The sequence below is a fragment of the Candidatus Marinarcus aquaticus genome, assembly GCF_004116335.1.
In the GTDB taxonomy this organism is placed as follows: domain Bacteria; phylum Campylobacterota; class Campylobacteria; order Campylobacterales; family Arcobacteraceae; genus Marinarcus; species Marinarcus aquaticus.
Genome location: NZ_PDKN01000001.1, coordinates 415,146 through 439,973 on the forward strand (window position 1 = coordinate 415,146; position 24,828 = coordinate 439,973).

Annotated in this window: 22 protein-coding genes; 19 read left to right on the forward strand and 3 right to left on the reverse strand. The window is 35.2% G+C overall.

Translation table 11 applies throughout. The annotated features are described in order from the left end of the window. Nucleotides 1-42: 42 nt before the first annotated feature. The 14 genes from CRV04_RS02105 to CRV04_RS02170 all read left to right on the forward strand — a co-directional run bounded on the left by CRV04_RS02105 (nt 43) and on the right by CRV04_RS02170 (nt 17,258). Nucleotides 43-633 carry a TetR/AcrR family transcriptional regulator gene (locus CRV04_RS02105; RefSeq protein ID WP_128994965.1) on the forward strand — a complete coding sequence of 197 codons (591 nt, stop codon included), beginning with the start codon at nt 43-45 and terminating at the stop codon, nt 631-633. After that, entirely contained in the window at nt 623-1,522 is a 900-nt protein-coding gene (locus CRV04_RS02110; protein ID WP_128994966.1) for an NADH-quinone oxidoreductase subunit B family protein, read from the forward strand. The genes CRV04_RS02105 and CRV04_RS02110 overlap by 11 nt, the downstream gene beginning before the upstream one ends. Beyond that, complete coding sequence (locus tag CRV04_RS02115) at nt 1,509-2,864, forward strand: nickel-dependent hydrogenase large subunit (RefSeq protein ID WP_128994967.1); 1,356 nt, start codon at nt 1,509-1,511, stop codon at nt 2,862-2,864. Before CRV04_RS02110 ends, CRV04_RS02115 begins: the two co-directional genes overlap by 14 nt. A 322-nt stretch (nt 2,865-3,186) precedes the next feature. Beyond that, nucleotides 3,187-4,428 (forward strand): hydrogenase small subunit, encoded by a 1,242-nt coding sequence (locus tag CRV04_RS02120; RefSeq protein ID WP_128994968.1) that lies wholly within the window; start codon nt 3,187-3,189, stop codon nt 4,426-4,428. After that, nucleotides 4,421-6,160 (forward strand): nickel-dependent hydrogenase large subunit, encoded by a 1,740-nt coding sequence (locus CRV04_RS02125; RefSeq protein ID WP_128994969.1) that lies wholly within the window; start codon nt 4,421-4,423, stop codon nt 6,158-6,160. The genes CRV04_RS02120 and CRV04_RS02125 overlap by 8 nt, the downstream gene beginning before the upstream one ends. 19 nt (nt 6,161-6,179) lie before the next feature. Beyond that, the gene (locus CRV04_RS02130; RefSeq protein ID WP_128994970.1) at nt 6,180-6,863 is read left to right on the forward strand and encodes a cytochrome b/b6 domain-containing protein; all 684 of its coding nucleotides are present in this window, start codon (nt 6,180-6,182) and stop codon (nt 6,861-6,863) included. A gap of 140 nt (nt 6,864-7,003) precedes the next feature. Next, nucleotides 7,004-7,579, forward strand: a complete 576-nt coding sequence (locus tag CRV04_RS02135) for a HyaD/HybD family hydrogenase maturation endopeptidase (RefSeq protein ID WP_128994971.1) — start codon at nt 7,004-7,006, stop codon at nt 7,577-7,579. Continuing rightward, nucleotides 7,570-9,024 carry a Kae1-like domain-containing protein gene (locus CRV04_RS02140; RefSeq protein WP_128994972.1) on the forward strand — a complete coding sequence of 485 codons (1,455 nt, stop codon included), beginning with the start codon at nt 7,570-7,572 and terminating at the stop codon, nt 9,022-9,024. Before CRV04_RS02135 ends, CRV04_RS02140 begins: the two co-directional genes overlap by 10 nt. 175 nt (nt 9,025-9,199) lie before the next feature. Next, entirely contained in the window at nt 9,200-10,360 is a 1,161-nt protein-coding gene (locus CRV04_RS02145) for a hydrogenase small subunit (protein ID WP_128994973.1), read from the forward strand. Nucleotides 10,361-10,362: 2 nt separating this feature from the next. After that, complete coding sequence (locus CRV04_RS02150; RefSeq protein ID WP_128994974.1) at nt 10,363-12,093, forward strand: nickel-dependent hydrogenase large subunit; 1,731 nt, start codon at nt 10,363-10,365, stop codon at nt 12,091-12,093. 9 nt (nt 12,094-12,102) lie between these two features. Continuing rightward, entirely contained in the window at nt 12,103-12,768 is a 666-nt protein-coding gene (gene cybH, locus CRV04_RS02155; protein ID WP_128994975.1) for a Ni/Fe-hydrogenase, b-type cytochrome subunit, read from the forward strand. Then, nucleotides 12,750-13,331 carry a HyaD/HybD family hydrogenase maturation endopeptidase gene (locus CRV04_RS02160; RefSeq protein WP_128994976.1) on the forward strand — a complete coding sequence of 194 codons (582 nt, stop codon included), beginning with the start codon at nt 12,750-12,752 and terminating at the stop codon, nt 13,329-13,331. The genes cybH and CRV04_RS02160 overlap by 19 nt, the downstream gene beginning before the upstream one ends. 6 nt (nt 13,332-13,337) lie before the next feature. Beyond that, entirely contained in the window at nt 13,338-15,563 is a 2,226-nt protein-coding gene (gene hypF, locus CRV04_RS02165) for a carbamoyltransferase HypF (RefSeq protein WP_128994977.1), read from the forward strand. Between the two features lie 66 nt (nt 15,564-15,629). After that, nucleotides 15,630-17,258, forward strand: coding sequence for a hypothetical protein (locus CRV04_RS02170; RefSeq protein WP_128994978.1), 1,629 nt, complete (start codon nt 15,630-15,632; stop codon nt 17,256-17,258). A gap of 60 nt (nt 17,259-17,318) precedes the next feature. On the opposite strand, the gene CRV04_RS02175 is transcribed toward CRV04_RS02170, so the two are convergent. Together CRV04_RS02175 and CRV04_RS12840 are read right to left on the reverse strand one after the other, a co-directional pair. Then, nucleotides 17,319-18,197 carry a GIY-YIG nuclease family protein gene (locus CRV04_RS02175; RefSeq protein WP_128994979.1) on the reverse strand — a complete coding sequence of 293 codons (879 nt, stop codon included), beginning with the start codon at nt 18,195-18,197 and terminating at the stop codon, nt 17,319-17,321. A gap of 49 nt (nt 18,198-18,246) precedes the next feature. Next, nucleotides 18,247-18,420: a hypothetical protein gene (locus CRV04_RS12840; protein ID WP_164969098.1), complete on the reverse strand. Its 174-nt coding sequence runs from the start codon at nt 18,418-18,420 to the stop codon at nt 18,247-18,249. Between the two features lie 487 nt (nt 18,421-18,907). Here CRV04_RS12840 and CRV04_RS02180 point away from each other — a divergent pair, with 487 nt between their 5' ends. The 3 genes from CRV04_RS02180 (at nt 18,908) to CRV04_RS02190 (ending at nt 22,976) form a co-directional block, all read left to right on the forward strand. Next, on the forward strand, nt 18,908-21,235 hold the full coding sequence (locus CRV04_RS02180; RefSeq protein WP_128994980.1) for a methyl-accepting chemotaxis protein: 2,328 nt from the start codon (nt 18,908-18,910) through the stop codon (nt 21,233-21,235). A gap of 131 nt (nt 21,236-21,366) precedes the next feature. Next, nucleotides 21,367-22,386, forward strand: coding sequence for a Cj0069 family protein (locus CRV04_RS02185; RefSeq protein ID WP_128994981.1), 1,020 nt, complete (start codon nt 21,367-21,369; stop codon nt 22,384-22,386). 59 nt (nt 22,387-22,445) lie between these two features. Continuing rightward, nucleotides 22,446-22,976 carry a hypothetical protein gene (locus CRV04_RS02190; RefSeq protein ID WP_128994982.1) on the forward strand — a complete coding sequence of 177 codons (531 nt, stop codon included), beginning with the start codon at nt 22,446-22,448 and terminating at the stop codon, nt 22,974-22,976. Between the two features lies 1 nt (nt 22,977). On the opposite strand, the gene CRV04_RS02195 is transcribed toward CRV04_RS02190, so the two are convergent. Further along, nucleotides 22,978-23,604 carry a hypothetical protein gene (locus tag CRV04_RS02195; RefSeq protein ID WP_228126438.1) on the reverse strand — a complete coding sequence of 209 codons (627 nt, stop codon included), beginning with the start codon at nt 23,602-23,604 and terminating at the stop codon, nt 22,978-22,980. Nucleotides 23,605-23,743: 139 nt separating this feature from the next. Between CRV04_RS02195 and hypB the strand changes: the two genes are divergently transcribed. After that, on the forward strand, nt 23,744-24,538 hold the full coding sequence (gene hypB, locus CRV04_RS02200; protein WP_128994984.1) for a hydrogenase nickel incorporation protein HypB: 795 nt from the start codon (nt 23,744-23,746) through the stop codon (nt 24,536-24,538). Between the two features lie 3 nt (nt 24,539-24,541). Then, nucleotides 24,542-24,826: a HypC/HybG/HupF family hydrogenase formation chaperone gene (locus CRV04_RS02205; protein WP_128994985.1), complete on the forward strand. Its 285-nt coding sequence runs from the start codon at nt 24,542-24,544 to the stop codon at nt 24,824-24,826. Nucleotides 24,827-24,828 lie beyond the last annotated feature (2 nt).

Consider the following 24,828-nt stretch of genomic DNA (forward strand, 5'->3'; position numbering starts at 1 on the left):
TTTTCATTATAATGTGGGTAATTTTAAATATAAGGTAAGACCTTGTCAGCTAAAGAGACAAAAAAAATTTCAATTATCGAAAAATCACTTAAACTTTTTTCTAAAAAAGGGTTTTACAATACCACTATTCCGGACATTGCTAAAGCAATGAAGATGAGTGTGGGAAATATGTACAACTATTTTCCTTCTAAAGAAGAGCTTGCAAAATGTGCCATTAAATATTCTACCAATGTATTAGCACAAGATTTACGTGAAGTGAACAATATGGACATTTCTTCAAAAGAGAAAATTTATGAATTTACACGAAAATATTTTAAACGCGTTAAAAAAACACCTGAAATCATAGAGTATTTTTTACGAGTCTACCTCTCAAACAGAGAGGTATTTAACCAAGGATGCGAAGGTTTTCTTTGCGTTGGAGAGTTTGTAACAGAAGTGATGATTCTGCTTGATGAGGGTGCGGCTAAAAAAGAGTTTCGAGACCAAGACTTCTTTGCTGCCTTTGGTATGTTTATGGGAAGCTTAGGTGGTTTTGCATTTTTAAGCGGTGAAAAAGTACTGGAAAAAGACCTCTTAGATTACAGCGATTTGATTGCTGAAAACATCTATCGAGCACTGAAGTATGAGGAATAAACCAAAAGTTGTTTGGATTCAAGCCCTTACATGTAATGGCAATACACAATCACTTTTAAGTTCAAACGCCTCGCGTTTTGAACAGTTCCTTAATCAGTTTGAGCTTGTTTATCACCCCAGCTTAACACACCATACAACTTTAAATGATGTTCTTCAATCCAATGCCTCGTATGATTTTTTACTCATAGAGGGTGCTTTAACTTCAAATACTCAATTTTTAACCTTAAGTGACCAAAGCAGTACGGCAATTGTAGAAAAACTCATCAAACGTTCACATTATGTGATTGCAGTGGGAAGTTGTGCGTCATACGGAGGGGTGCATGCCAAGTTTGAACACAATGATGACGTGGTAGGTGTTCAGTCTGTTGTGGGTAAAAAAAGTGCATGTAAATCGGGTCACGATACGATTAACCTTACAGGTTGCCCTGTACATCCAGAGTGGATTTTACAAACACTTTATACGCTTAAAGCAAAAGGGAACATTGCTTTAGATGATGAGCAACGTCCCATTGAACTATACTCTCATTTAGCGCACCATGGGTGTACGAGAAATGAGTATTTTGAATGGAAAGTAGAGAGCAAAAGTTTTGGTTTAAAAGAGGGGTGTCTGTTTTATGAACAAGGGTGTCGAGGGCCCATGACACACAGCAGTTGTAATAAAATATTGTGGAATGATACCAGCTCAAAAACCCGAGTGGGCATGCCTTGTATTGGCTGTACTGAAACAGACTTTCCTCGTGAAAATATGCTTGAAACGAAGAAAAATATAGGTATTCCTGCAGAGGTGCCATTGGGTATCTCTAAACGTGCCTATCTTTCACTTACAGGGATTGCAAAAACTTTTAAAATAGAACGATTAATAGGAAAACTCATAGATGAAAACCGTTGATATAATTGAAAGAATAGAAGGCGAAGCAAAACTTAATCTCCATTGGAAAAATAACAGAGTCAATGATGCCTATATTGAATTTCTCAATTTCAGAGGTTTTGAGTATATGTTGGAAGGAAAAGCACCTTTGGACGCTCTTGTGTATACCCCAAGAATGTGTGGTATTTGCGGACAAGCGCATCTGCTTGCTACTGTGAATGCTTTGGAGGATTGTTATAAAAATGCCAACATAGAATTGCACGTCACTGCAAAAGCAAAAATTTTAAGAGAGTTGGGATTGATTATTGAAATTGTACAAAGCCATATTAAATGGTTTTACTTTTTTATTATGCCAGATATCAATGCTGCATCAATGACTCCACGAAAAGAGTTTGAACCTTTAAAAGGTCAACAGTGGTTAAAAGCTCAACGTGCCAGCAGTGAGATCACAAAAGCCTTGGCTCTTTTTGCTGGACAGTGGCCACATACATCCTATATGGTTCCAGGAGGAGTGATGTGTGATCCAACGCACATGGATATGATTTTAGTTGAAAACTATATTGACCAAACCATTGCATACTTTGAAAAAGAGCTGGTGGGAATGGAGATGCAAAACTATCTTACTCTTTCACAAACAGATGATTTAAAGCTTTTAAAAGGGGATATAAAATCTTTTCTTAAGATGAGTTTTGAACAATCTTTAGAAAAAATAGGTCAAAGCTATAATCGATTTTTTGTAATATCGGATGCGTGTGGTTTTCATAAAGGAAAAATCAGACTAAAAAATGTCAGTAAATTTGAGATGAATAAAATCAAAGAACATGATGATTTTACGTTTGAACTCAACAGTAAAATACAAAAAAAAGAGAAGTATGGTTGGGCAAAAACGGTGAAATATGATAACCTTTTTTATGAAACGGGACCCTTAGCAAGAGCCATGACCCAAAACAGACGTTTTATTAAGCAACTTCATAAAACCTATGATGACTCGGTGTTAACTCGCGTGATGGCCAGAGTCGATGAGATTGCTTATTTACTTCAAACAGCAAAAACAATGTTGCACACTTTGGACATTTCAGAAGAGTCTTATATCGCTCCTAAAACGGCACTTAAGGAGATAAACTCAACCTTTGGTACGGGTTTTATTGAAGCTACTAGAGGGGCACTTAAACATGAACTTATCATACACGAAGGTAAAATAAAATCTTATGATGTGGTTACTCCAACAGTATGGAATTTAGGACCTGGAGAAAAGCCTGATTATGGTGTAGCACAAAAGGCTTTAATTGGATTAAATTCACTGCAAGAAGCAACCATCGTTTTACGAAGCTTCGACGTTTGTTCTGTATGCACGACTCATTAGTCGTGTAAAATTGAAACACTTTAACAAATTTTTCAAAAAAAAACATATTTGTTACATAATTGACGCGTCTGTTAAATTTTTTTTATTGAACAAAAAATAGAAAATGAATATTCATTTACTGAATAACTATTCAATCGGAGTTTTCTTCAGTTTTTGATTTTTATACAATAAATGTGATAAACTAATTAGTTACATTATTGTTATTCCAATGCTATGTTAATGCTATGTATTATGGTGAATCAATATTCATTCTTAAGTTTCGTATAAGTGTTATGTAGGTACTTTTTTAAAAGTTAATGAACATTCTGTATAGGAGGGAAAGATGGTTGCAGATTCGCAAGAGATGGTAAAAAAGATGTTTACACAAAAATCGGCGCGTGTAGAGACGAATAAGGGTGAAGAGTATTACAATAACCTTTATTCAAAAATGAGAGCCAGATTGGATTCATTAAAAGCTCAACCAAAGCTTAAAGAGATGGATATGATGGAAATCATTGAGAGTGAAGGCGTGAACAGACGGGATTTTATGAAGTGGGTCAGTGCTACGACGGCAACACTTATGCTTCCTCCTATGTTTGCTCCATTGGTCGCTGAAGCAACAGAATTAATGAACAGAGTACCTGTTATTTGGATTGAGTTACAAGATTGTGCTGGTAACTCAGAAGCACTTTTACGAAGCAGTGCTCCTACAGTAGATGATTTACTTTTTGATGTATTAAGTCTGGAATTCCACGAAACAATCATGGCAGCATCAGGGCATCAAGCAGATGCACAACTTGAAGATGCAATGCATCACTTTAAAGGGAAATATTTACTGTTTGTTGAAGGAGCCATTCCAACAGCAATGAATGGTCAATATGGAACGATTGGTGCAAGCGGTGAGACATTTAAAGAGCATTTAGAGAGATTAGCAAAAGATTCAGCTGCAGTTGTTGCAGTTGGTACCTGTGCTACCTTTGGTGGTATTCCTGCAGCTGCTCCAAATCCAACAGGTGCCGTTGGTGTTATGGACATTGTTAAAGGAAAACCACTGATTAATATTCCAGCCTGTCCAGCAAATCCAGCAAACATGGTGGGTGTTGTTTTACACTTTATTTTAAGCGGTCAAGTACCAGAGTTAGACTCATTATTACGACCAAAATTCGCATTTGGTTATAGAATCCACGATAACTGTGAAAGAAGAGCTCACTTCGATGCTGGTGAGTTCGTAGAAGAGTGGGGTGATGAAGGTGCTAAAAACAACTGGTGTTTATATAAAGTGGGTTGTAAAGGTCCTATGACATTTAATAACTGTTCTATTATTCGATACAACGAAGGGACAAACTGGCCTATTGGTGTTGGTCGAGGATGTATTGGATGTAGTGAGCCAGACTTCTGGGATAAATATGCATACGAAAGACCAATGGCAGATGCTAATATTAAAGCACCTACTGGTGGAGTTGAAAAAACAGTTGATGAGTTCGGTTTAGGACTATTAACAGCAACAACAGTTGGTATTGCAGCACACGCAGTTGTAAGTGCAGTAGCAGGTAAAAAATCAGAGCATGGAGAAGATAATGAGTAAGAAACATTTAGTCATTGACCCAATTACGAGAATTGAAGGTCACTTAAGAATCGAGGCAGTGATTGATGAGAACAATGTTATCACAGATGCATACAGTTCATCAACAATGTTCAGAGGGATTGAAGAGATTTTAAAAGGAAGAGACCCTAGAGACTGTGGTCTACTTGCAATGAGAATCTGTGGAGTTTGTACAGGTACACATTATCAAAGAAGTATTGAAGCGGTTGAGCATGCATTTGGTGTAACGATTCCTAAAAATGCAAGATTGGTTCGAAACTTAATGCAAGGTGGATTGTATGTACATGACCACATTGTTCATTTCTATCACCTGCATGCACTTGATTTTGTTGATATCACTAAAGCATTAGAAGCAGATCCTAAAAAAGCTGTAGCTGAAGCACACAAATGGGCAGAAATTGCTAAAACTAATCCTTGGAATGCAAGTGAAAGTGTGTATAAACAAGTTCAAGAAAGAGTGACTAAATATGTAAAACAAGGTCGACTTGGAATCTTCGGTAATGCTTACTGGGGAAGCAAAGCATATAAACTCACACCTGAGCAAAACTTGATTGCACTTTCTCACTATTTAGATGCATTAGAGTTACAAAGAGAGTTAGCTAAAGCATTGGCAATCTTTGGTGGTAAAAACCCACACCCGCAATCATTAGTTGTTGGTGGTGTAACGTGTGTTCAGGATATTAAAAATCCTTCACGAATTGCAGAGTATAAACAAATCATGAAAAAAGCTCAAAAGTTTACTAAAGAGGCTTATTTACCAGATGTTTACATGGCAGGAACAATGTATGCGGATGAAGCACTTGCTGGTGTTGGTGGTGGTTTAGGTAACTTCATGTCTTATGGGGACTTTAACTTAGATGACTTACCATTCTATGACTCTAAAAAACTTTTTCCTTCAGGGGTTGTTTTAAATAAAGATATCTCTAAAGTGTTTGAATTAGATCAGTCTAAGATTACTGAAGACGTTACTCACGCTTGGTATGAGGGAACAACAAACCTTCACCCATATGATGGTGTAACCAACCCTAACTATACAGGATTTGGTAAAAAAGAGGATGGAATTGCATATTTAGATACGAAGAAAAAATACTCTTGGATTAAATCTCCACTGTACGATGATGAGAGAATGGAAGTGGGGCCATTAGCAAGAATGGTGATTGGTGTTGCTAAAGGGGATGAACTTATCAGCAAATATGTTACTACATTCTTGAAGAACGGTAACTTACCAACTAAAGTTCTTTTCTCAACCATTGGACGAACAGCTGCAAGAGCTATTGAGACTGAACTAATGGCAGACAAATGTATCGAGTGGTCTGATGAGTTAGCTGTAAACGTAGCAAACGGTGATTTATCAACATGGACTGAGTTTGATTTTGACAAAGTAGCTAAAGATGCAAAAGGTTATGGTATGGCTGAAGCTCCACGTGGAGGTTTGGGTCACTGGGTTAAAATCAAAGACGGTAAAGTAGAAAACTATCAAGCGGTTGTTCCATCAACATGGAATGCAGCGCCAAGAGATTACAAAGAGCGATTAGGAGCTTATGAAGCCTCTTTAGTGGGAACTAAAGTGGTGAATCCTGATGAGCCTTTAGAAATCATCCGAACAGTTCACAGCTTCGACCCTTGTATTGCTTGTGCGGTTCACATTGTAGATACAAACGGTAAAGAGCTGAGTGTTTATAAAGTAGATCCACTAGGAGCAAGCCGTGCCTAAATATAAAAAGGTTGAGCGTATGACGCCAATCATGCGAACCATTCACTGGGTGAATGCGATTTGCATGGTTGCAGCAGTCGCAACCGGGTTATACATAGGTCATCCATATTATCAAACATTTATTGCAGACCCTGCAGTGGATAAATATGTGATGGCATGGAATAGATGGGGGCACTTTATTGTAGCCATCATCTTTGATGTAACAGCAATCTTAATTGGGTATTTATACCTATTTTCAAGATTTGAAAAACCATACAAAAAGATTTTGCCAACGAAGAAAAATTTTGTTGAGTTTTGTGAAGTCTTCTTTAACTTAATTACCTTTAACCGAAGAAAGAAGTTTGATTCAACGCACAGTGACAGTTATAACATCATGTTCTTTACGCTGTTTCACATTCTTTTAGTGTTCATGTTATTAACAGGACTTCAACTCTATGTACATGGTTTAGCTTCAGGACAGAGTTCAATTGGAGCTTGGTGGCCATGGCTACTTCACTTTTCTACAGATTGGACATTGAGCCTCTTTGGTGGAAACATGGGTGTAAGAATTGCTCACCACACTGCAATGTACTTGATTTTAATGTGGGTGATGTCTCATATTTATTATCAAATTTGGAGAACCATCTTCTGGCAAGAGGGTGATATTAACATTGTTTTAGGTGGATATAAATTTGCACCAAAACAGAAAAAAGAGCAAGAGTAATCATTTAGATTACCTCTTTTTAATTGAATATAAAAGGGTTGTAGTATAAACTCTACAACCCTTTTTTAGTTTAAAAGCAGTGTAAAGAGCAAGAGACTTTTTTCAGTGCTTTTATGGTGAAAGCTTCAAGGGAGAATAGAATGAAAAATATTGTAGTGGGTGTTGGTAATTTACTCTTTAAAGATGAGGGTATAGGAATCTATGCTGCAAAATATATAGAAGAGAACTATACGTTTGAACCAGAAATTGAAATCATTGATGGGGGAACACTGGGGTTTAAACTCATGAGTTATTTTCAAGAGTATGATAATGTCATTATCTTAGACACCGTTTCCATAGAGGACAAAGCAGGTGAGATTTTCAGACTGCCATCTGATGTTTTACTTGGATTAGGAAACTATCGAAAAACAGCGCATGAAGTTGAGATTGTAGAGATGCTGGAAATTTGTTCAGTGTTGGATAAACATGCTGCAGTTACTATTATGGGAATCATTCCTGAAGACATTGAAAAAGTAGAAATTGGTTTAACTCAAAGCATTGAAAACAGATTTGAAGAGTATATTGCACATGTGATTAAAGAGATTGAATCAATTGGATGCAGTGCTAACAAGAAAAATGATAAAACCATCAAACAAATTGCACAAGAACTTATTGGAAGTTACAACGGCGAACACTTAAGCAGAATACCAAATGAGGAAGATACGACATGGAATTAATCTATAAAATTGATTTTAAGACGACTAATTTTTATTATGTCAATATCATCAATCGCTTAATCAGTGAATTTAAAATCACAGCAACTGCAAAGTTGTATCGAGGGTTTATTCTTTTAAGAGTGGATGATGATGCACAAGTGATTGAAGAGTTTTTTAAATATCTTGAAAATAAACTTCCTATTTCTGTATTTGTGGGTGAGAGTCAAGTTCTGAACAGTTTTGATGAAAGTATCATACCTTTGGAAGATAAAGGAGTGGAAGTATCGGTTTCATGCACCAACGAAGCCATTTTAGAGCTTTTAAAAGAGCAGAAAAAAGAGGTTGCACTCAATGAGGGTCAAATTGTCATTGAGAACCGACTCTATACTTCACAAAGCAAAGAGGAAGAAGAGGTCCTTCTTATGACCGATATCATGAAAATCAGTGAGTACTTCTCTTTAAATCAAAAACAGATGCAACTGCTAAGTGCCATTGAACGCCCTTTTATCAAACTGCAAATCAACTTTGCACACAACAGAAACAATGAATTTGGAAACAGACGCTCAATTTATGTTCGGTTTGCGAAAACCAAAGAGGAGATTTTAATAACTCATGCATTAAAAGAGCAGGGCATAGATTACCTCTTTACACAAGATTCTCCTGAACTTTTAAAAATGACGTATAATGAAAATGAGAATATCATTTTAAGTGGAGAAGAGGGAGTTTATCCACGATACGATTATGAATTGGATAAAACTTTCTATCACTTCAGTGAGTATATTCAAGAAGTTGGCTCACTCTTTAAAGCCTGTATCATTGAAAAGAACAAACGAACCACACCTGTTATTGGTGTGAATTTCTTTAAAAAAGGTTCTAACAATGATATTGCAGTGTATATGCCAACTTCAGGTGTAAAATCAATTATTAAAGTTCCAAATATCCATCTTGATTTAGAACATATGTTTGAAGAAATAGCTGAAATCGATGAGAATTGCGCACGATTGATTGGAAACTATCAAAAGAAATTCAGCATTGAAAACCGAGTATTAAGAGAGTGCAATGGTTTTGAAGCAATCTTTGCGATGATTGCGTTGATTATTGGACTTAAAAGTGCCAAAGCGCTTGAAGAGTTGGCATTGTCTGCTAACGTTCAAAGTGGATTAAAAATTGATATGGTGGTTGAAAAAATTGATGGGGTGAACTATTTGGATTATCGACGTATCGTTCAATCTATCATGAGTTATAAAATGGCCGATGTGGATAACAGTATGTTGTGCTTTTCACTCTATGAATCACTGGTTGATTTAGTTACTGAAAATATCACTAAAATAGAAAATGATGTCAAAACAAAAGAGGTGGTCATTACAGGAGATTTTTGGGAAAATAAAATTTACTGCGATAAACTCAAAAAAGCACTTAAGAACTACAATATTCTTATTTCAAACTCAAACCCAATTTCTTTATAACGATTATAAGAAGAGAACTCTTCTTATAATTAACACAAAAATCACATAAGTACTACATATAATTAACATAATTTGAGAAAATTCAAAAATTCCTTAAATAAGTAAAATAGTTTTAACTATTAATATACTACAATTTCTAATAATAAATGAATACTCATTCAGATAAGGAATAAAATTGAAAGATAATAACCTTTATGAAAAGCTGAGTTTACGACTATTAGAGCTCGAAAAACTTCCAGGCTTAAAAAATAATGAAAATATAAAAAGTCATTTAGATAAAAATGGTGTCTCAAGAAGAGATTTTATGAAGTGGGCAGGAGCAATGACAGCAACATTGGGTTTATCTGCAAATTTTACTCCTCTGGTTGCAAAAGCGGCGACACTCAGCGATAAGTTACCTATTATTTGGTTGCATATGGCAGAGTGTACAGGCTGTTCTGAATCACTTCTTAGAACAGATGCACCCACCATTGACTCTTTAATCTTTGATTACATCAGTTTAGAGTATCACGAAACGTTAATGGCAGCAGCAGGTTGGCAAGCAGAACACAATCTTGAACATGCCATTGAAACACACAAAGGCAAATATATCCTTATGGTTGAAGGTGGGATTCCAAGTGGCAATAACAGCTTTTACCTTACTGTAGGTGGTCATGGAAATACAGGTGAAACGATTGCTCAAAATGCCAGTGAACATGCAGCTGCTATTTTTGCAATTGGTACGTGTTCTGCATTTGGTGGTGTACAAGCAGCTCATCCGAATCCTACTGGAGCAGTGGCACTTTCAAAAGTTACGAATAAAACAGTGATTAACGTACCAGGGTGCCCTCCAAGTGAAAAGAATATTGTGGGAACTTTGTTCCACTATATTTTATATGGAACACTTCCAGCTTTAGATGCTTATAATCGACCCAAATGGGCATATGGACTTCGAGTACATGATTTATGTGAACGAAGAGGACGATTTGATGCAGGTGAATTTGTGGAAGAGTTTGGAGATGAAGGTGCTAAAAAAGGGTATTGCTTATATAAAGTAGGGTGTAAAGGACCTTATACATTTAATAATTGTGGTAAAAACCGATTTAACTCTCATACGTCATGGCCAATTCAAGCAGGTCATGGGTGCATTGGGTGCAGTGAACCTGACTTTTGGGACAAAATGGGACCCTTTGAAGAACCCGTTGCAAACAGACTCTTTAACACACCATTTAATGGCTTAGGAGCAGATGCCACAGCAGATAAAATTGGTGTGGGACTGTTGACTGCTACGGGAATTGGTATTGCAGCACACGCAATGATTTCAAAATTTAAAAACCCAAAAAGTGATGAGGAGTAGGCATGGCAAATAAAAGAGTAGTAATTGATCCTATTACAAGAATAGAAGGACACTTGCGTATTGAAGTTGAAGTGGATGATAACAATGTCATTCAAAAAGCTTACTCAACGGCAACACTTTGGAGAGGGTTAGAGACCATTGTTAAAAACAGAGACCCAAGAGATGCAGGATTTTTAATGCAACGTATTTGTGGGGTATGTACTTTTTCTCACTATCGAGCAGGGATTGAAGCAGTTGAAGATGCCTTGGGTATCATTCCTCCTTTAAATGCTAAACTCACGCGAACACTGATGAACCAAGCTCTGTTTATGCATGACCATGTGGTGCACTTTTACCATCTTCATGGATTGGATTGGGTGGATGTGGTGAGTGCATTGGATGCCAATCCTGCTAAAGCCAGCAAAGAGGCATTTAAATACACTGACCTGCCAATTGCAACGGGTGAAGATGAACTTAAAGCGGTGAAAACAAGAGTAAAAGAGTTTGTCCAAAGAGGACAACTTGGGCCTTTTGCCAATGCTTATTGGGGACATAAAACTTATCGATTCACTCCTGAACAAAATTTAATTTTGTTAAGCCACTACTTAAAAGCTTTAGAGGTTCAACGAGATTTAGCCAAACTGATGGCACTTTTTGGTGGAAAACAACCGCACCCACAAAGTTTAACTGTGGGTGGTGTAACGTGTGTGATGGACTTGTTAGATCCTTCACGAATGGGTGAGTATTTGACACTCTTTAAAAAAGGGGCAGAGTTTATAGAACGTGCTTATAGTGCAGATGTATTGATGGCAGCAGATGTTTATAAAGATGAAGCCAGTGTTACAAGTAAAGCGGCAGTTATGAACTTTATGTCTCACCAAAGCATGCAATTAGGAAGAAATGAGCACCTATTTGATGCAGGGATTATTTTAAATGGAGATTTAACTCAAGTGCATGAGGTGAATGAGGATTTAATTACTGAGGAAGCAACACATGCTTGGTACAGTGATAATGAACCGCTTCATCCATATGATGGAAAAACAAATCCAAATTATACAGGCATGAAAGCAATGAAAACTGTAGGTGCCAATGGTGAGATGGTGGATTCAAAAGTCATTGATGAAAAAGGAAAATATACGTGGATTAAATCCCCACGTTATGACGGTAAAGCCATGGAAGTGGGACCTCTTTCATCCATCTTGATTTCATATGCAAAAGGGAACAAACGTATTGTTCCTTTAGTGGATGCATTCTTAAAAAAATCAGGGCTTCCATTAGAAGCACTCTTCTCAACTTTAGGAAGAACAGCCGCTCGTATGATTCAAGCGCAAGCCATTGCAAAGCATGGACTGGAAACGTTTAATAACTTGATTGAAAACCTCAAAGTTGACCAAGAGACCTACAGTTCATATAAAATCGACCAAGACAAAGAGTACAAAGGGCGATTTATTGGGGATGTTCCAAGAGGGATGCTTTCTCACTGGATTCGTATTAAAAATGGAGTTGTGGAGAACTATCAAGCGGTGGTTCCTTCAACTTGGAATGCAGGACCTGTGGATGCCAATGGGGTGTATGGTCCATATGAAGCCAACTTGGTAGGATTAAAAGTTCAAGATATTTCACAACCACTGGAAATCATACGTGTGATTCACAGTTTTGACCCATGTATTGCGTGTGCAGTTCATGTAATGGACACAAAAGGGAATGACTTAGGTACATACAAGGTAGAACACAGCTTTAGAAAAGTGTGTTAGGAGGAAATCATGATTAAGAAACATTATGAGTTTTCAGTGTGGCTTCGAATCACTCACTGGGTGAGAGCCTTGGCCATTGTTATATTGACTTTTACAGGGTTTTATTTGGGGTATCCTTTTATTGCACCTGCATTAAATATGGGTGAACCCACCAATTTTTTTAATGCACTGATGAGAAGTTGGCATCAGATTTTTGGATTTTTATTGATTTGTGTGACCATTGGAAAATCTTATCTTTTTATTCTTGATAAAGAGAGTAAAATTGAGCGCGTCTCTGTCAAAGACTTTTTAAGTTTGAAAATATGGATTAACCAAATTAAATATTATCTGTTTATAGGGAAACACCCACACTTAAAAGGGGTCTATAACCCACTGCAATTTGTTGCTTACGTGGGAGTGTATGCTGCACTTTTTGTGATTTGTCTGACAGGTGTGATTCTTTATGTACATGTATATCATGAAGGGTTAGGTGGTTTGCTTTATCCTTTGATGCGACCAATTGAGGTTCTTCTAGGTGGTTTAGCAATGGTTCGAGAGATTCACCATATTGCCATGTGGTTCTTTATCATCTTCTTACCAATTCATATCTATTTGGCCGTGTTTAACTCTATTTTTGGAGAAGAGGGTTCAATGGATTCAATTATATCAGGTTACAAATGGGAAAAAGAGGATTAAATGTCCTTCTTCTTGGAATTGGGAATATCCTTTTTCAAGATGAAGGTATGGGCGCACACTTTATTCACTATATGGATGAGAAGTTTGAGTTCAGAAGCAAAGAGAACAACACCTTGAGTATTGTCGATGGTGGAACCTTGGCACAAAGGCTTATTCCAGAGATTGTCAAGTATGATGAAGTGATTATTGTGGATTGTGTGGATGCCATTAACTCAAAACCAGGAGATGTCTATTTCTTTGATTATAACAATACGCCTTTGGAAGTGAACTGGCAAGGCAGTGCACATGAAGTGGAGATGCTACAAACGTTAAACATGATTGATATGAGTAGAGATTTGCCTTCTACCAATGTGTTAGGCATCATACCAAAACGGGTGGCGGATGATACCACTTTTGAATTGAGTACTGAAATCATTGATGCGGTTGAAACCATGCAAAATTGTGTGATTGAACACTTAAAAAAATTGGGCATTGAATCACATGTGCGAAATGAGCACATTACGATTAAACAAATGGCACAGATGTCTTACAAAAGAGAGATAATAAACAATCCTGTAGTATAATAAGGTATGATTACAAAAAAGATAACAGTGCACGGAGTGGTGCAAGGAGTAGGGTTTCGTCCCTACGTCTACCAATTAGCGACACAACACAATCTATATGGTTGGGTGAACAATGATGACCAAGGGGTGAATATTGTCCTTACCACCACACCTGAGAAACATGAAACGTTTCTTTATGCATTACAAGAAAACCCACCCCCACTCTCTAAAATCAGTAATATTACGATTCATGAGTTAGCACTGGAATCTTTCTCAAACTTTCAAATTCTACACAGTCATGAAAGTGGCAGTAAAAGTACCCTTATCTCTGCAGATATTGGCATATGTGAAGCTTGTATAGAAGATATTCAAAATACACAAGACAGACGCTATAAATATGCTTTTACGAACTGCACAAACTGTGGGCCTCGATACACGATTATAAAAACAGTACCTTATGACAGAGCGCATACTTCAATGAAAAACTTTACGATGTGTAAAGAGTGTAAAACAGAGTATGAAGACCCGATGAACCGACGATATCACGCGCAACCTATTTGTTGTCCCAATTGTGGACCAACCATCACTTTATATGATAATAAAAACAGTGAAATTGCTCAAGGGAAAAAAGCGTTAGAGAAAGTGACTCAATCTCTTCAATTGGGAGATATTGTTGCCATAAAAGGCTTAGGTGGTTTTCACTTGGTGTGTGATGCTACAAGCAATTATGCGGTTAAAAAACTGAGACAACGAAAAAACAGACCCTCTAAACCTTTTGCTGTGATGTGTAAGGACAGTGTACAAGCTCAAAGCATTGCTTTAATGAATGAAGAGGAGCATCGGGTCTTAAACTCAAAAGAGAAACCTATTGTATTGCTTCATAAAGAAAAAATAAACATGCTTGCAGACGCAGTGGCTCCCAACATTGACAGAATTGGTCTGTTTTTACCCTATACTCCTTTACACCTTTTACTCTTTGAACATTTTGATAAGCCTATCGTGGCAACCAGTGCGAACTTAAGTGATGAACCCATTATTCGAAAAAAAGATGAACTCATGCGTAAGTTGGGCTTTGTGGCAGATTATGTTTTGGATTTTGACCGTGAGATTATCAATGCGTGTGATGACAGTGTGGTACAAGTTTGTAATAACCAACTTTTTAAACTGCGAAACGCAAGAGGGTATGCACCTACAGCTATAACACATAAGAAAGAGAAACCCAAAGCCATTTTGGCCATTGGTGCCAATCAAAAAAACAGTATTGCCTTGGCATTAGATAAGGACATCTTGCTCTCGCCTCATATTGGAGATTTAAACTCCATTGAGGCCATGGAGTATTTTGACCGTACGGTAGAGACCTTTTGTCGTTTTTATGATTTTAAACCTGAATTGATTGTGTGTGATAAACACCCCAATTATGAAACCACTAAGTGGGCAAAATCTCAAGAGATACCAGTGGTGCAAATACAACACCATTATGCACATGTGCTTTCATGTATGGCTGAGTATGGTTTAGATGAAAAGGTTTTGGCCTTTGCTTTTGATGGTACAGGCTATGGTGATGATGGAAATATTTGGGGTGGAGAGGTATTTATTGCCTCTAAAAAAGAGTATATACGAATTAAGCACTTTAAATATTTTAAACTCTTAGGCGGTGAGATTGCCATTAAACAAATTAAACGGTTGGGACTTTCACTGCTGTTTGATAACTACACACTTGAAGAGTTGGTTTGTATGGATAATCCTACACTTAAAGCGTTCAGTTCCAAAGAGATCGAGTTGTTGCACACGGTTTGGAACAATGGTTTAAATGCGGCATTGACCTCTTCAGTGGGGCGTCTTTTTGACGCGGTGTGCTCTTTAGCTGGTATTGAACAACATGTCAGTTATGAAGGAGAAGCAGGATTACTGATTGAACAAGCGTATGATGCTTCTAGCAAAGAGTATTTTGAGTTTGATATTTCGCACAATGAGATAGATATACATAAAGCCATTCAAGCCATGGTTAAAGAGAGAAGTGCTCAAGTGATTTGTACAAAGTTTATCAATATGCTTGTAGAGGTTATTATCACCATTTCTCAAAAGAACTCAACGCTTCCAGTGGTATTAACGGGTGGGGTATTTCAAAACAAAACATTGCTTGAAGCAGTAACGAAACGGTTGGATGAATTACAAAGACAATACTACTACTCAAAAGAGGTGCCTTTAAATGATGCAGGTATTGCAGTGGGACAACTCTACTCTCAACTATAATCACAATAAAGTAATAATTTAGAGTTCTTTTTTTATAATACACCATCATATATTAAAGGAAAAAGAATGATGGAAAAGAAAGGAGTATATTTAGTTGCAGTGTTGAGCCTCTTCTTTCTAAGTGGTTGTGCATTTAATGTGGCTAATATTAATAATATATCCAAAAAAAAAGAGTATAAAACATTGGATGAAGTATCGATTATTGGAGCTTACAAAGAGACAAAAATTCAGTATCGTAAAGGAATGGTTCTTCCCCAGTGTCAAAATCGATATAAAAAAATTTCAAATGCAGTGATGAAGGTACCTAACCTAGTTGAAGAATTAAAAAGACGAAATATTCAAATTAAATACATAGAAGACAAGAGTTTACCTATTAAACGACAACTTGTAGTTAAGCCTATTTTCTTCGATTGTATTGGCAATACTGTAAATGTAGAAGTCTCTTTATACGATATAGAAGAGATTTCACAAGATTGGTTTAAAAAAGAAAAAAAAGAGATAATTAAAGAGTTAACTGCTTTATGCGAGAGTCAATTGATTTATAGAAAAATATTGACATTGAATTATTTTGATGTCTATAAATATAAAGCAGATAAGAAGATAGAAGATGTGACTGAAGAGTTAACGCCAATGATTATAGATGATTTGGATTCAGTCTTATCTTTACCTCCAATAACCAGAGACTTAAAAACAGTACAACAAGAAGAGTCATTGCGATGGGTTAATATCTGTGAAAAACAGAGTAAAGTATTTGGCTTATGGGTAAATAACAATAAGGTATTATGCGTGGGTAAAGTTGGTCTTGAAAAAGCGACTGCAAAGGTGGCAGTTAAATCACTCAATATTTTAAATGCCAGTACTGGAACAACGGACTATACTTTGGAAAATAGTAGTTGTCGTAACTTAAAAGTATCGTTTGCTCAAGCTGAAAAAAATGATACTTCTGCAGAGTTTAAATATACATTTAAAAAGCAAGTACTCTCTTATTATGATAATCAGTGTAAGGTATCTCAATTTGATGATATTAATTTGATAGATTGTACTAAAAATGGTAAGCATGAGTATTATATTGAAAACTCTAAAGTTAATGATAACAGAGTGTATGAAAAAAACTTAGTACAAATGGATAACGTATGTTTCGAACAGTTTAAGAAAACATATCAAGATAAACAAAAAGATCAGCTTTGGCAGACAGTACACGGTGCTAATAGACTTGGCTGGGATAGTTTTGGTTTTAACCATATTACACAAAGTAAGTATGATACAAAAGGTTTTGATATTGAAGGCTGGAATAAAGAAGGAATTCATAAAGCTACAGGTACTAAATATAACCCCGATGGTTTTACTGTAACAGGAGAAAATAAAGATGGTATTGATTCTGATGGATGGAATCCAAAACTAAAAAAATTTGTCAAAGTAAAAAAAGGCAAAATAAACAGTGCTCCTTCTTTTGTTGCTCGAGAATATAAAACAAGAGCAGTTGATGAGCTTTTTAATAGAGATAACTATGATAAAGTTTCTTATATAAAAGAGAAGGATGGATTTAAACTTTTAGCTGAGAAACGAAATAAAAACACAATAAAAAAATACTACTTTAAATCAAAAGAGGGTGTTTTACTTGATTTTGATCAACCTAAAAAGTCTGTTATTAAACCTATTGAATTGGAAAGAACAGAAACAGTGAATATAAAATAATCTGTTGGTTATATCTTTCAATAAATTCTAAAGTGTACAAACAATCAATATAAGTAAAAGTTAAACAGCTTGACTTATATTGATGATACGCTGTTTATTTAATTTTGGTAATTCTCCATGAATATTGATAAAAGAGTTGAGCAATAACATTTCATAACTTTTGCAGTCTTTTATTTTCAAATACCTGAAATAGATTTGATGAGCATTATCTTGTAAAAACTTTTTCATATTGGGCGTATGCCCTTTTTGTGTTGTATACGTTGAGAGTCTTTTTTTGATATTGTTTGAAGAGCCAATGTACAGTATTTTATTTTTTGCATAAGGATAGTGTTCTAAAGTATTTAATGAAAGTTCATAAATACCTTCAATATTTTTTTCTACGGATTTAATATTGTCTTTATTGAGTTTTTGTTTATAACCATACTGTTTATCAAGACAATAAAAAATACTTCGGTCTTGTCTTTTATAAGAAGTAGAAATCAAGTATTTTTTTCTGATATAACAGACATTGCGTCTGGATATTTTAATATTATATTTCTCTTCTAAATAAGCGGCAATATGCGTATCTCCTTTAATCTTACCTTGCGGTCTGTACTCATTGATAATTTTGTGAATATAAAATGAACAGACATAGTTTTTATTGGGCAACAGATAGTTTAATGTATTAATTTGCCTATTACTTAATAACGTAATGTGGTTGAGTATTTTTGAGAGTATGGAACTGTCCAAATAGGAGTTATACGTATGAATATATTCTAAGATAAACTCTTTTCTTTCCACAATATTAATATCATCATAGTTCTTTGTTTCAAGAAATGTTTTTTGAATTTTAAGCAATAAAGAGGCCACTTTAAAGACTGTTTCATTTTTTATATTGATATTGAGTAGTTTTAAATGATTATTATCGGGCAGTGTTTCACAGGTAAAATAGAGTGACATAGGCTTATATAAAAAGAGTTGTTGGTTTTTATAATATAAATAGGGTGTTTTAGACGATTTTGTATAAATGTTTTTTTGTAAGGTACGTAACTGTTACTTTCTTCTCTTTACACGCTTTTTTAAACCATGTTTGAGAAAGGACAGAATAGATATGTTTACGATAATTGTGTGTACTTAAAATATACAAATCATTGGTCAGTTTATAAAAAAGTTTATTTCTCATGGACAAGCGTATCATACAAATATAAAAATAAAATGAAAATTAAATGGCTGATTAATTGTAAGATAAGATAAGATAAGATAAGCACATTTGAGTGATAATAAAATAATATTTTTGATGATAACATGAGTTTAAATAAATGAGTAATCAAATATCTTATAAAGTAAAAATTTTAAATTTAGAAGTTACAACTGTGCAACCACATATAAACAAAAATAATATTTTGCAAAATATATACTATCTTTTATATCTTTTTAATACAAGCATCTATTATAACTTTACGTAAAACTTTAATCATAATAAAACAGATTGAAAAAGATTAAATACAGATCAGTTTATTAATATAAAGTAGTTGTATATGCAATTAAATAGAGTTTAATATTATTTAAATACCAACGAGGAGGTTCCCTACATATATGAACAATAAGAAATAAGTTGTGTGATAAAGCAATTCGTATCACATTGTTTGATAAAAATTAAAGGAAAAAAGATGTTGAAAAAATTAACAATAAAAATGAAATTGATATTGTCATTTTCTATTATGGTCGTTTTGATTCTCTTCCTTGCTGTTTACAGTATTCATGGGATTGATAAATCAAGTGATGGCTTTTCAAACTACAGAACAATGGCAAAAAATAGCCTTATAGCAAGTCGTGTTCAAGCCAATGTTTTAACGATGAGACTCAATGTATTAAATTATCTTAATCAAAAATCTCAACAAGATATTGATGGGTTTAATACATATTATGAAAGAAGTTTGGAGTTTGTTGAAACAGCAAAAAAGGATATTTTTGACACTCAACAACAAGCAAATTTATTAAAAATAGAAAAAGACTTAAATGTTTATCGAGATAACTTTGCTAAAGTGGTTGAGTATATGAAACAAAGAGACGAACTCAAAGAGAATATTTTAGATGTTGAAGGCAAACAAATCGAACAAAATTTAACCTCTATTGTTAAAAGTGCTCAACAAAGTAATCAGCTTGCATCAGGCTTAAAGGTGGCAGAGTCGCTTAGAACCTTTTTGCTTACACGATTATATACGATGAAATTTTTAGAATCCAACGATAAAATCGATTATGAGCGTGTGCATGAAGAGTTTAAAATATTGCATGATGAGCTTTTAACAGTAGAAAAAATGCTTGTTTCAAAAGAACATAAAACAATGATACAGGAGTCTATGAATAGCATTAAAACCTATCAAAAAGCAGTTCAATCAATTTATGAAACGATTAATGCACGCAATAAAATCATTGATGAATCATTGTCTGTCATTGGTACGACAATAGCTGACTTAAGTGAAGATATAAAACTCTCTATTAAAAAAGAACAAGATCAAATTGGGCCACAAATAGCCAAAGATAATGCTCAATTAGAGTTGCTTATTATGATTATTTCTGTGATTGTATTGCTCTTTGCTGTTACCTTATCAATTGCATTACCTCGCAATATATCGCATTTATTAAGTACATTTCAAAATGGATTAATGAACTTCTTCAAATATTTAAATCGTGAAAATGCAACTGCTGAAATGATTCCTCTTGAAGGAGAGGATGAGTTCAGTAAAATGTCAGCTGTTGTTAATGAGAACATAGAAAAAACAAAAAAAGGTATTGAAGAGGACAGAAAACTGATTGATGAAACCATTGCGGTGTTATCTGAGTTTGAACAAGGGGATCTGTGTCAGCGACTGAATTTAAGTGTTGCGAATCCTGCCTTGATGCAACTTAAAGATGTGTTGAATAAGATGGCCGATAATTTAGAGAATAATATTGAGAATGTACTGAATATTCTAGAACAGTATTCACAATACAACTATCTAAATAAGATATCAACCGGTCATTTAAAAGAACACCTATTAAAATTGGCAAGTGGGGTGAACTCTTTAGGAGACTCTATTACACAAATGCTTGTTGAAAACAAACAAAATGGATTGACGTTGGATGACAGTTCGCATGTTTTATTAAGCAATGTGGATAAACTCAACGCCAGTTCCAATGAGGCCGCTTCTTCACTTGAAGAGACGGCAGCTGCTCTTGAACAAATTACAAGTAATGTTCGTTTAAATACAGAAAACATCGCACAAATGTCAACACTCTCTGAAGGTGTGACCTCGTCTGCAAAACAGGGTGAAAAATTGGCTAACCAAACCAATACTTCAATGGATGAAATCAATGAGCAAGTTGAATTGATTAATGAAGCGATATCGGTCATAGATCAAATCGCATTTCAAACCAATATTCTCTCGCTTAATGCAGCCGTTGAAGCAGCCACTGCAGGTGAAGCAGGAAAAGGGTTTGCAGTGGTTGCACAAGAGGTTCGTAATCTTGCTTCAAGAAGTGCTGAAGCTGCTGATGAAATTAAATCACTTGTAGAGAGTGCTACTTCAAAAGCAAATCATGGTAAGAGCATGGCGGGAAATATGATTGAAGGGTATAAAACACTCAATGATAATATCATGAAAACCATTGGTTTAATCTCTGATATTGAAAATGCTTCTAAAGAGCAACTTGCAGGTATTGAACAAATCAATGATGCCGTTAATGAGTTGGATCAACAAACACAACAAAATGCGATGGTCGCTTCACAAACCAGAGATATTGCGGTATTAACCGATGAGATTGCAAAACTCATTGTTAATGATGCTAATGCCAAAGAGTTTGGTGGAAAAAATGAAGTGAAAGCTCGATCCATTCAAAAAAACAATGAACAACTAGAGTCCCAGAAAAGTCAACCTGAACAACGACAAACCAATAGTGAGAAACTTGAGAGTAAAAAAGTCTCTTCTGGCTCAAAAGAGGAATGGGAGAGCTTTTAAAGCTCTTCTGTTTAGAACTATTGTATCTGATACTATCTATTACTTATTTGTAATCAAACTGTCTCTTAACTGACTCTTTTTTGTAACTATCACACTTTATGATTTCATGCAAATAGATCAAAAGGAAAAAGATGGCAAAAAGAGTATTCATCATTGAGTATGCAAAAGGGAGTGATAAAGGCTTTGATGGTTTTAGACCAGATAGCAAACCAATATTGCAAGCAATTGAACAAGAGACGAAGTATAAAACGGAGATTGTTTTTTACAAACCCAATAAGAAGTATGAATTGCTTGATTACTTAAAAGAGAATGCTCACTCAGTAATAAGCCGTATTAATCCAGGTAACTTAAAAGAGGTAGACGAGTACTTTCAGTTTTTAAAAGCATTAGGGAACTATGGCGTGATTGTACATACGCACCCTGATGTGATGATCAATTTAGACTTTAAAGATATATTAGCCAAACTCAAAGATACGAAGTTGGGAGATAAACAAACAGAGTTCTATCATACGTATGGTGAGTTTGTTACACGTTTTCCTTCATTGTTAAAAGAGTATGGTATACGTGTATTAAAAACAAACTATGGTTCAACAGGAGAAGGCGTATATTTAGTCAGTCTGAAAGATGATGGTTCAATTGTATCTACTGAAGCTGTAAACAATGATAAGTACTACTATGAGAACATGCAAGAGTTTTTAACGGCTTTTGAAAGAAAGTTTGAAGAAGAGAGTGAAAACGCTGCCTACTTTAAAGGAAAAGTAGGGTTTGTAAACTGTCGTTACCTTCCAAGAATTTGTGAAGGAGAGGTTCGAGTATTATTGGTCAATGATAAGATTATCTCAGTGGTACATAAAAAACCTCAAGAAGGACAATTTTCTGCCACACTCTTTTCAGGTGCAAAGTATAAGTATGAATCTCCTGATGAACCAAAGTGGAAAGATGTGGTTAAGCTGACACAAAAAGGTCTTAAAGATATCAAACCATTTTTACATGGACAAAACTACCCAATACTTTGGACCATGGATTATATTTTAGATTATGATAAAGAGGGGAATGATGTCTATGTCTTGTCTGAAATTAACTGTTCATGTGTGGGAATCTCTACAGAGCTACAATATGCTAAAGAGGTGGCAAAAGTCTTTAAAAAGTAGTGTTTAAAATATTTTAAAAAAAGCTATTGTACAATACTTGCATAAGATAAGGATTGATAATGAATGACAGATTACATGAAATTATTGGGCAAGTAGCTATTTTACATGAACATTTTGAAAACAGAAAAGAACTGCACAATTTAGAGCTCATTGAGAAGCGTCTTGAAGAGGTAGATGAAGATGTTAAAGAGCACTATCTTACGCTTCTTATGCAGTACTATTTTCAAAGCAATGACTTGGTCAACCTGCAAGCACTCTTGTTGCAAGGATTTAAATTTGATATGCGTTTTGAAGATATTAAAGAGGCATTTATCCACATTCAAAGTGAAGAGAATGTCATAGAGTTTTTTGAAGACCAAGTCGTGATGTTAAAAGATGAGATCGATGAGGTGCAACTTGAACAGATGTACAACTATTACCATAAGCACCCTTTGTATCAAATCTTTTTAAAAACACCACTGAATTTAATTAAACGTAATCGTTATGTGTGTGCAAAAGCTTATAAAAGCCAACAAGGTTTTGCAAAGTTTTTTCTCAATAAAGACCTGCTGGAATCTTTACAAAAAGATATGCCATTTTTATTAAAATAACTCACAACTTGAAGTAGAGATTTTTTAAAATCTCTATTTGCTGATGTAGTACATAATTGTATTTAAACTCACACTCTTTTAAGTAATAAAAGAAGTTCTCTTCGCTGATCCCTTTGTATTTTTTTAGATTCTGCTCCAAATAGGCCCAAAAGACTTTCAACGGTGTTTTGTAGGCATTTTGTGATTGCAATTTGTGCCAAGATAAATAACGTTCAAAACTGTCATCATGCTCTTGTAATGCACTTTTTGAAAGCTTGGGCATTAAAAGTGTGAAGATGGTTTGATTGCTGTAAAAGCCAATGATATTAACTGCTTCATACAACGATTTTCTTTTTCTGTTTTTTTGACGTTGTGTAAAGTAGTAGTGCTCCTCATAGGAGTTTTCGGTGTGGATTTGTTGTTCGTAAACCTCTTGTGCATGCTTGGCGATGAGTTTGCGAAAGAGTGCATAGCGGTTTGCTACGGTGCGATAATTAACTTTTAATAGTTGAGCACTTTGTTGGGCATTGATATTACTGCAAAAGAGATGTATCACTTCACAATCCATGTTCTGTTTTTTAAGTGAAAACTTCGTTTTGCAAGAGGCACATTTAAAGTAATCATTGCTTAGAGAATAGAGATGGGTCATGTTACATTTTGGGCAGTTCATAAATGATTATACCATTTTAGTTCTAAAAATACATAAGCGTAAAGAAAAATAATATCTTTTTTAAGTAAGTTGTTCTACACTTTTACAAAATGAATTCATATATACAAAAGGAAGACACATGTGCAAAGATTGCGGTTGCAGTATTACTGACCATCATCACCACGACCATGACCATGAACACCATCATCATGACCATGACCATCACTCTCATGAGCACCAAAATGCTCACGAAACCTTACACCATAATCCACAACTGAATGACTCAAAAACCATCTCAGTGATTAAGAAGATTTTGGATAAAAATGACCATGAAGCAGCACATAACCGTGCACATTTCGATAACCATAAAGTTTTGGGTATTAACCTGATGTCCAGTCCAGGAAGTGGAAAGACAACCCTACTTGAACATTTAGCTGATATTGCTGATTTTAAGTTTGGTGTGGTTGAAGGGGATTTAGAGACAAATAAAGACGCCGACAGATTGATTAAAAAAGGCATCAAAGCTGTACAAATTCAAACAGGAAGTGCCTGTCACTTGGATGCTTTTATGGTGCATAAAGGTCTGCATGATATGCCTTTAGATGATTTGGATGTATGTTTTGTTGAGAATGTTGGAAACTTAGTTTGTCCTGCAAGTTATGATGTGGGAACACATTTGAATATTGTACTAGTAAGCATCCCTGAAGGTGAAGATAAAATCATCAAATACCCAGTTATGTTCAGAAGTGCTGATTTGATTTTAATCACTAAAACCGATTTATTGCCTCATTTTGATTATGACATTGAAGCAGAGAAAGCCAATGCCAGAAAACTCAAACCCAATGTGGATATCTTAGAAGTATCAACCAAAGATGAAAAAAGTCTTCAACGTGTAGTTGACTGGATTAAATTTAAAATGAATCATCGAGGATAGAGTATGTGCCTTTCAATACCTTCAAAAATTACTAAGATTGATAAAGAGACCAATATTGCTACTGTTGATACCATGGGAGTAGAGAGAGAAGCCAGCTTGGATTTGATTGACCAAGAGGTTCAAATTGGGGATTATGTTTTGATTCACATTGGATTTGCCATGAATAAAATCGATGAAGAGGATGCATTAGAGAGTCTGAAAATCTATCGTGAAATCATTGATAAAATGGAAGAAGAAGACCGTCTGGCTGCCATAGCTGAGTCGGACAACTGCCCAAGCAGAGCATAACG

Coding starts and splice junctions, on each gene's coding strand:
- CRV04_RS02110 (WP_128994966.1), top strand. CDS start 623: ATGAGGAATAAACCAAAAGTTGTTTGGATTCAAGCCCTTACATGTAAT.
- CRV04_RS02115 (WP_128994967.1), top strand. CDS start 1,509: ATGAAAACCGTTGATATAATTGAAAGAATAGAAGGCGAAGCAAAACTT.
- CRV04_RS02120 (WP_128994968.1), top strand. CDS start 3,187: ATGGTTGCAGATTCGCAAGAGATGGTAAAAAAGATGTTTACACAAAAA.
- CRV04_RS02125 (WP_128994969.1), top strand. CDS start 4,421: ATGAGTAAGAAACATTTAGTCATTGACCCAATTACGAGAATTGAAGGT.
- CRV04_RS02130 (WP_128994970.1), top strand. CDS start 6,180: ATGACGCCAATCATGCGAACCATTCACTGGGTGAATGCGATTTGCATG.
- CRV04_RS02135 (WP_128994971.1), top strand. CDS start 7,004: ATGAAAAATATTGTAGTGGGTGTTGGTAATTTACTCTTTAAAGATGAG.
- CRV04_RS02140 (WP_128994972.1), top strand. CDS start 7,570: ATGGAATTAATCTATAAAATTGATTTTAAGACGACTAATTTTTATTAT.
- CRV04_RS02150 (WP_128994974.1), top strand. CDS start 10,363: ATGGCAAATAAAAGAGTAGTAATTGATCCTATTACAAGAATAGAAGGA.
- cybH (WP_128994975.1), top strand. CDS start 12,103: ATGATTAAGAAACATTATGAGTTTTCAGTGTGGCTTCGAATCACTCAC.
- CRV04_RS02160 (WP_128994976.1), top strand. CDS start 12,750: ATGGGAAAAAGAGGATTAAATGTCCTTCTTCTTGGAATTGGGAATATC.
- hypF (WP_128994977.1), top strand. CDS start 13,338: ATGATTACAAAAAAGATAACAGTGCACGGAGTGGTGCAAGGAGTAGGG.
- CRV04_RS02170 (WP_128994978.1), top strand. CDS start 15,630: ATGATGGAAAAGAAAGGAGTATATTTAGTTGCAGTGTTGAGCCTCTTC.
- CRV04_RS02175 (WP_128994979.1), bottom strand. CDS start 18,197: ATGTCACTCTATTTTACCTGTGAAACACTGCCCGATAATAATCATTTA.
- CRV04_RS12840 (WP_164969098.1), bottom strand. CDS start 18,420: ATGAGAAATAAACTTTTTTATAAACTGACCAATGATTTGTATATTTTA.
- CRV04_RS02180 (WP_128994980.1), top strand. CDS start 18,908: ATGTTGAAAAAATTAACAATAAAAATGAAATTGATATTGTCATTTTCT.
- CRV04_RS02185 (WP_128994981.1), top strand. CDS start 21,367: ATGGCAAAAAGAGTATTCATCATTGAGTATGCAAAAGGGAGTGATAAA.
- CRV04_RS02190 (WP_128994982.1), top strand. CDS start 22,446: ATGAATGACAGATTACATGAAATTATTGGGCAAGTAGCTATTTTACAT.
- CRV04_RS02195 (WP_228126438.1), bottom strand. CDS start 23,604: ATGACCCATCTCTATTCTCTAAGCAATGATTACTTTAAATGTGCCTCT.
- hypB (WP_128994984.1), top strand. CDS start 23,744: ATGTGCAAAGATTGCGGTTGCAGTATTACTGACCATCATCACCACGAC.
- CRV04_RS02205 (WP_128994985.1), top strand. CDS start 24,542: ATGTGCCTTTCAATACCTTCAAAAATTACTAAGATTGATAAAGAGACC.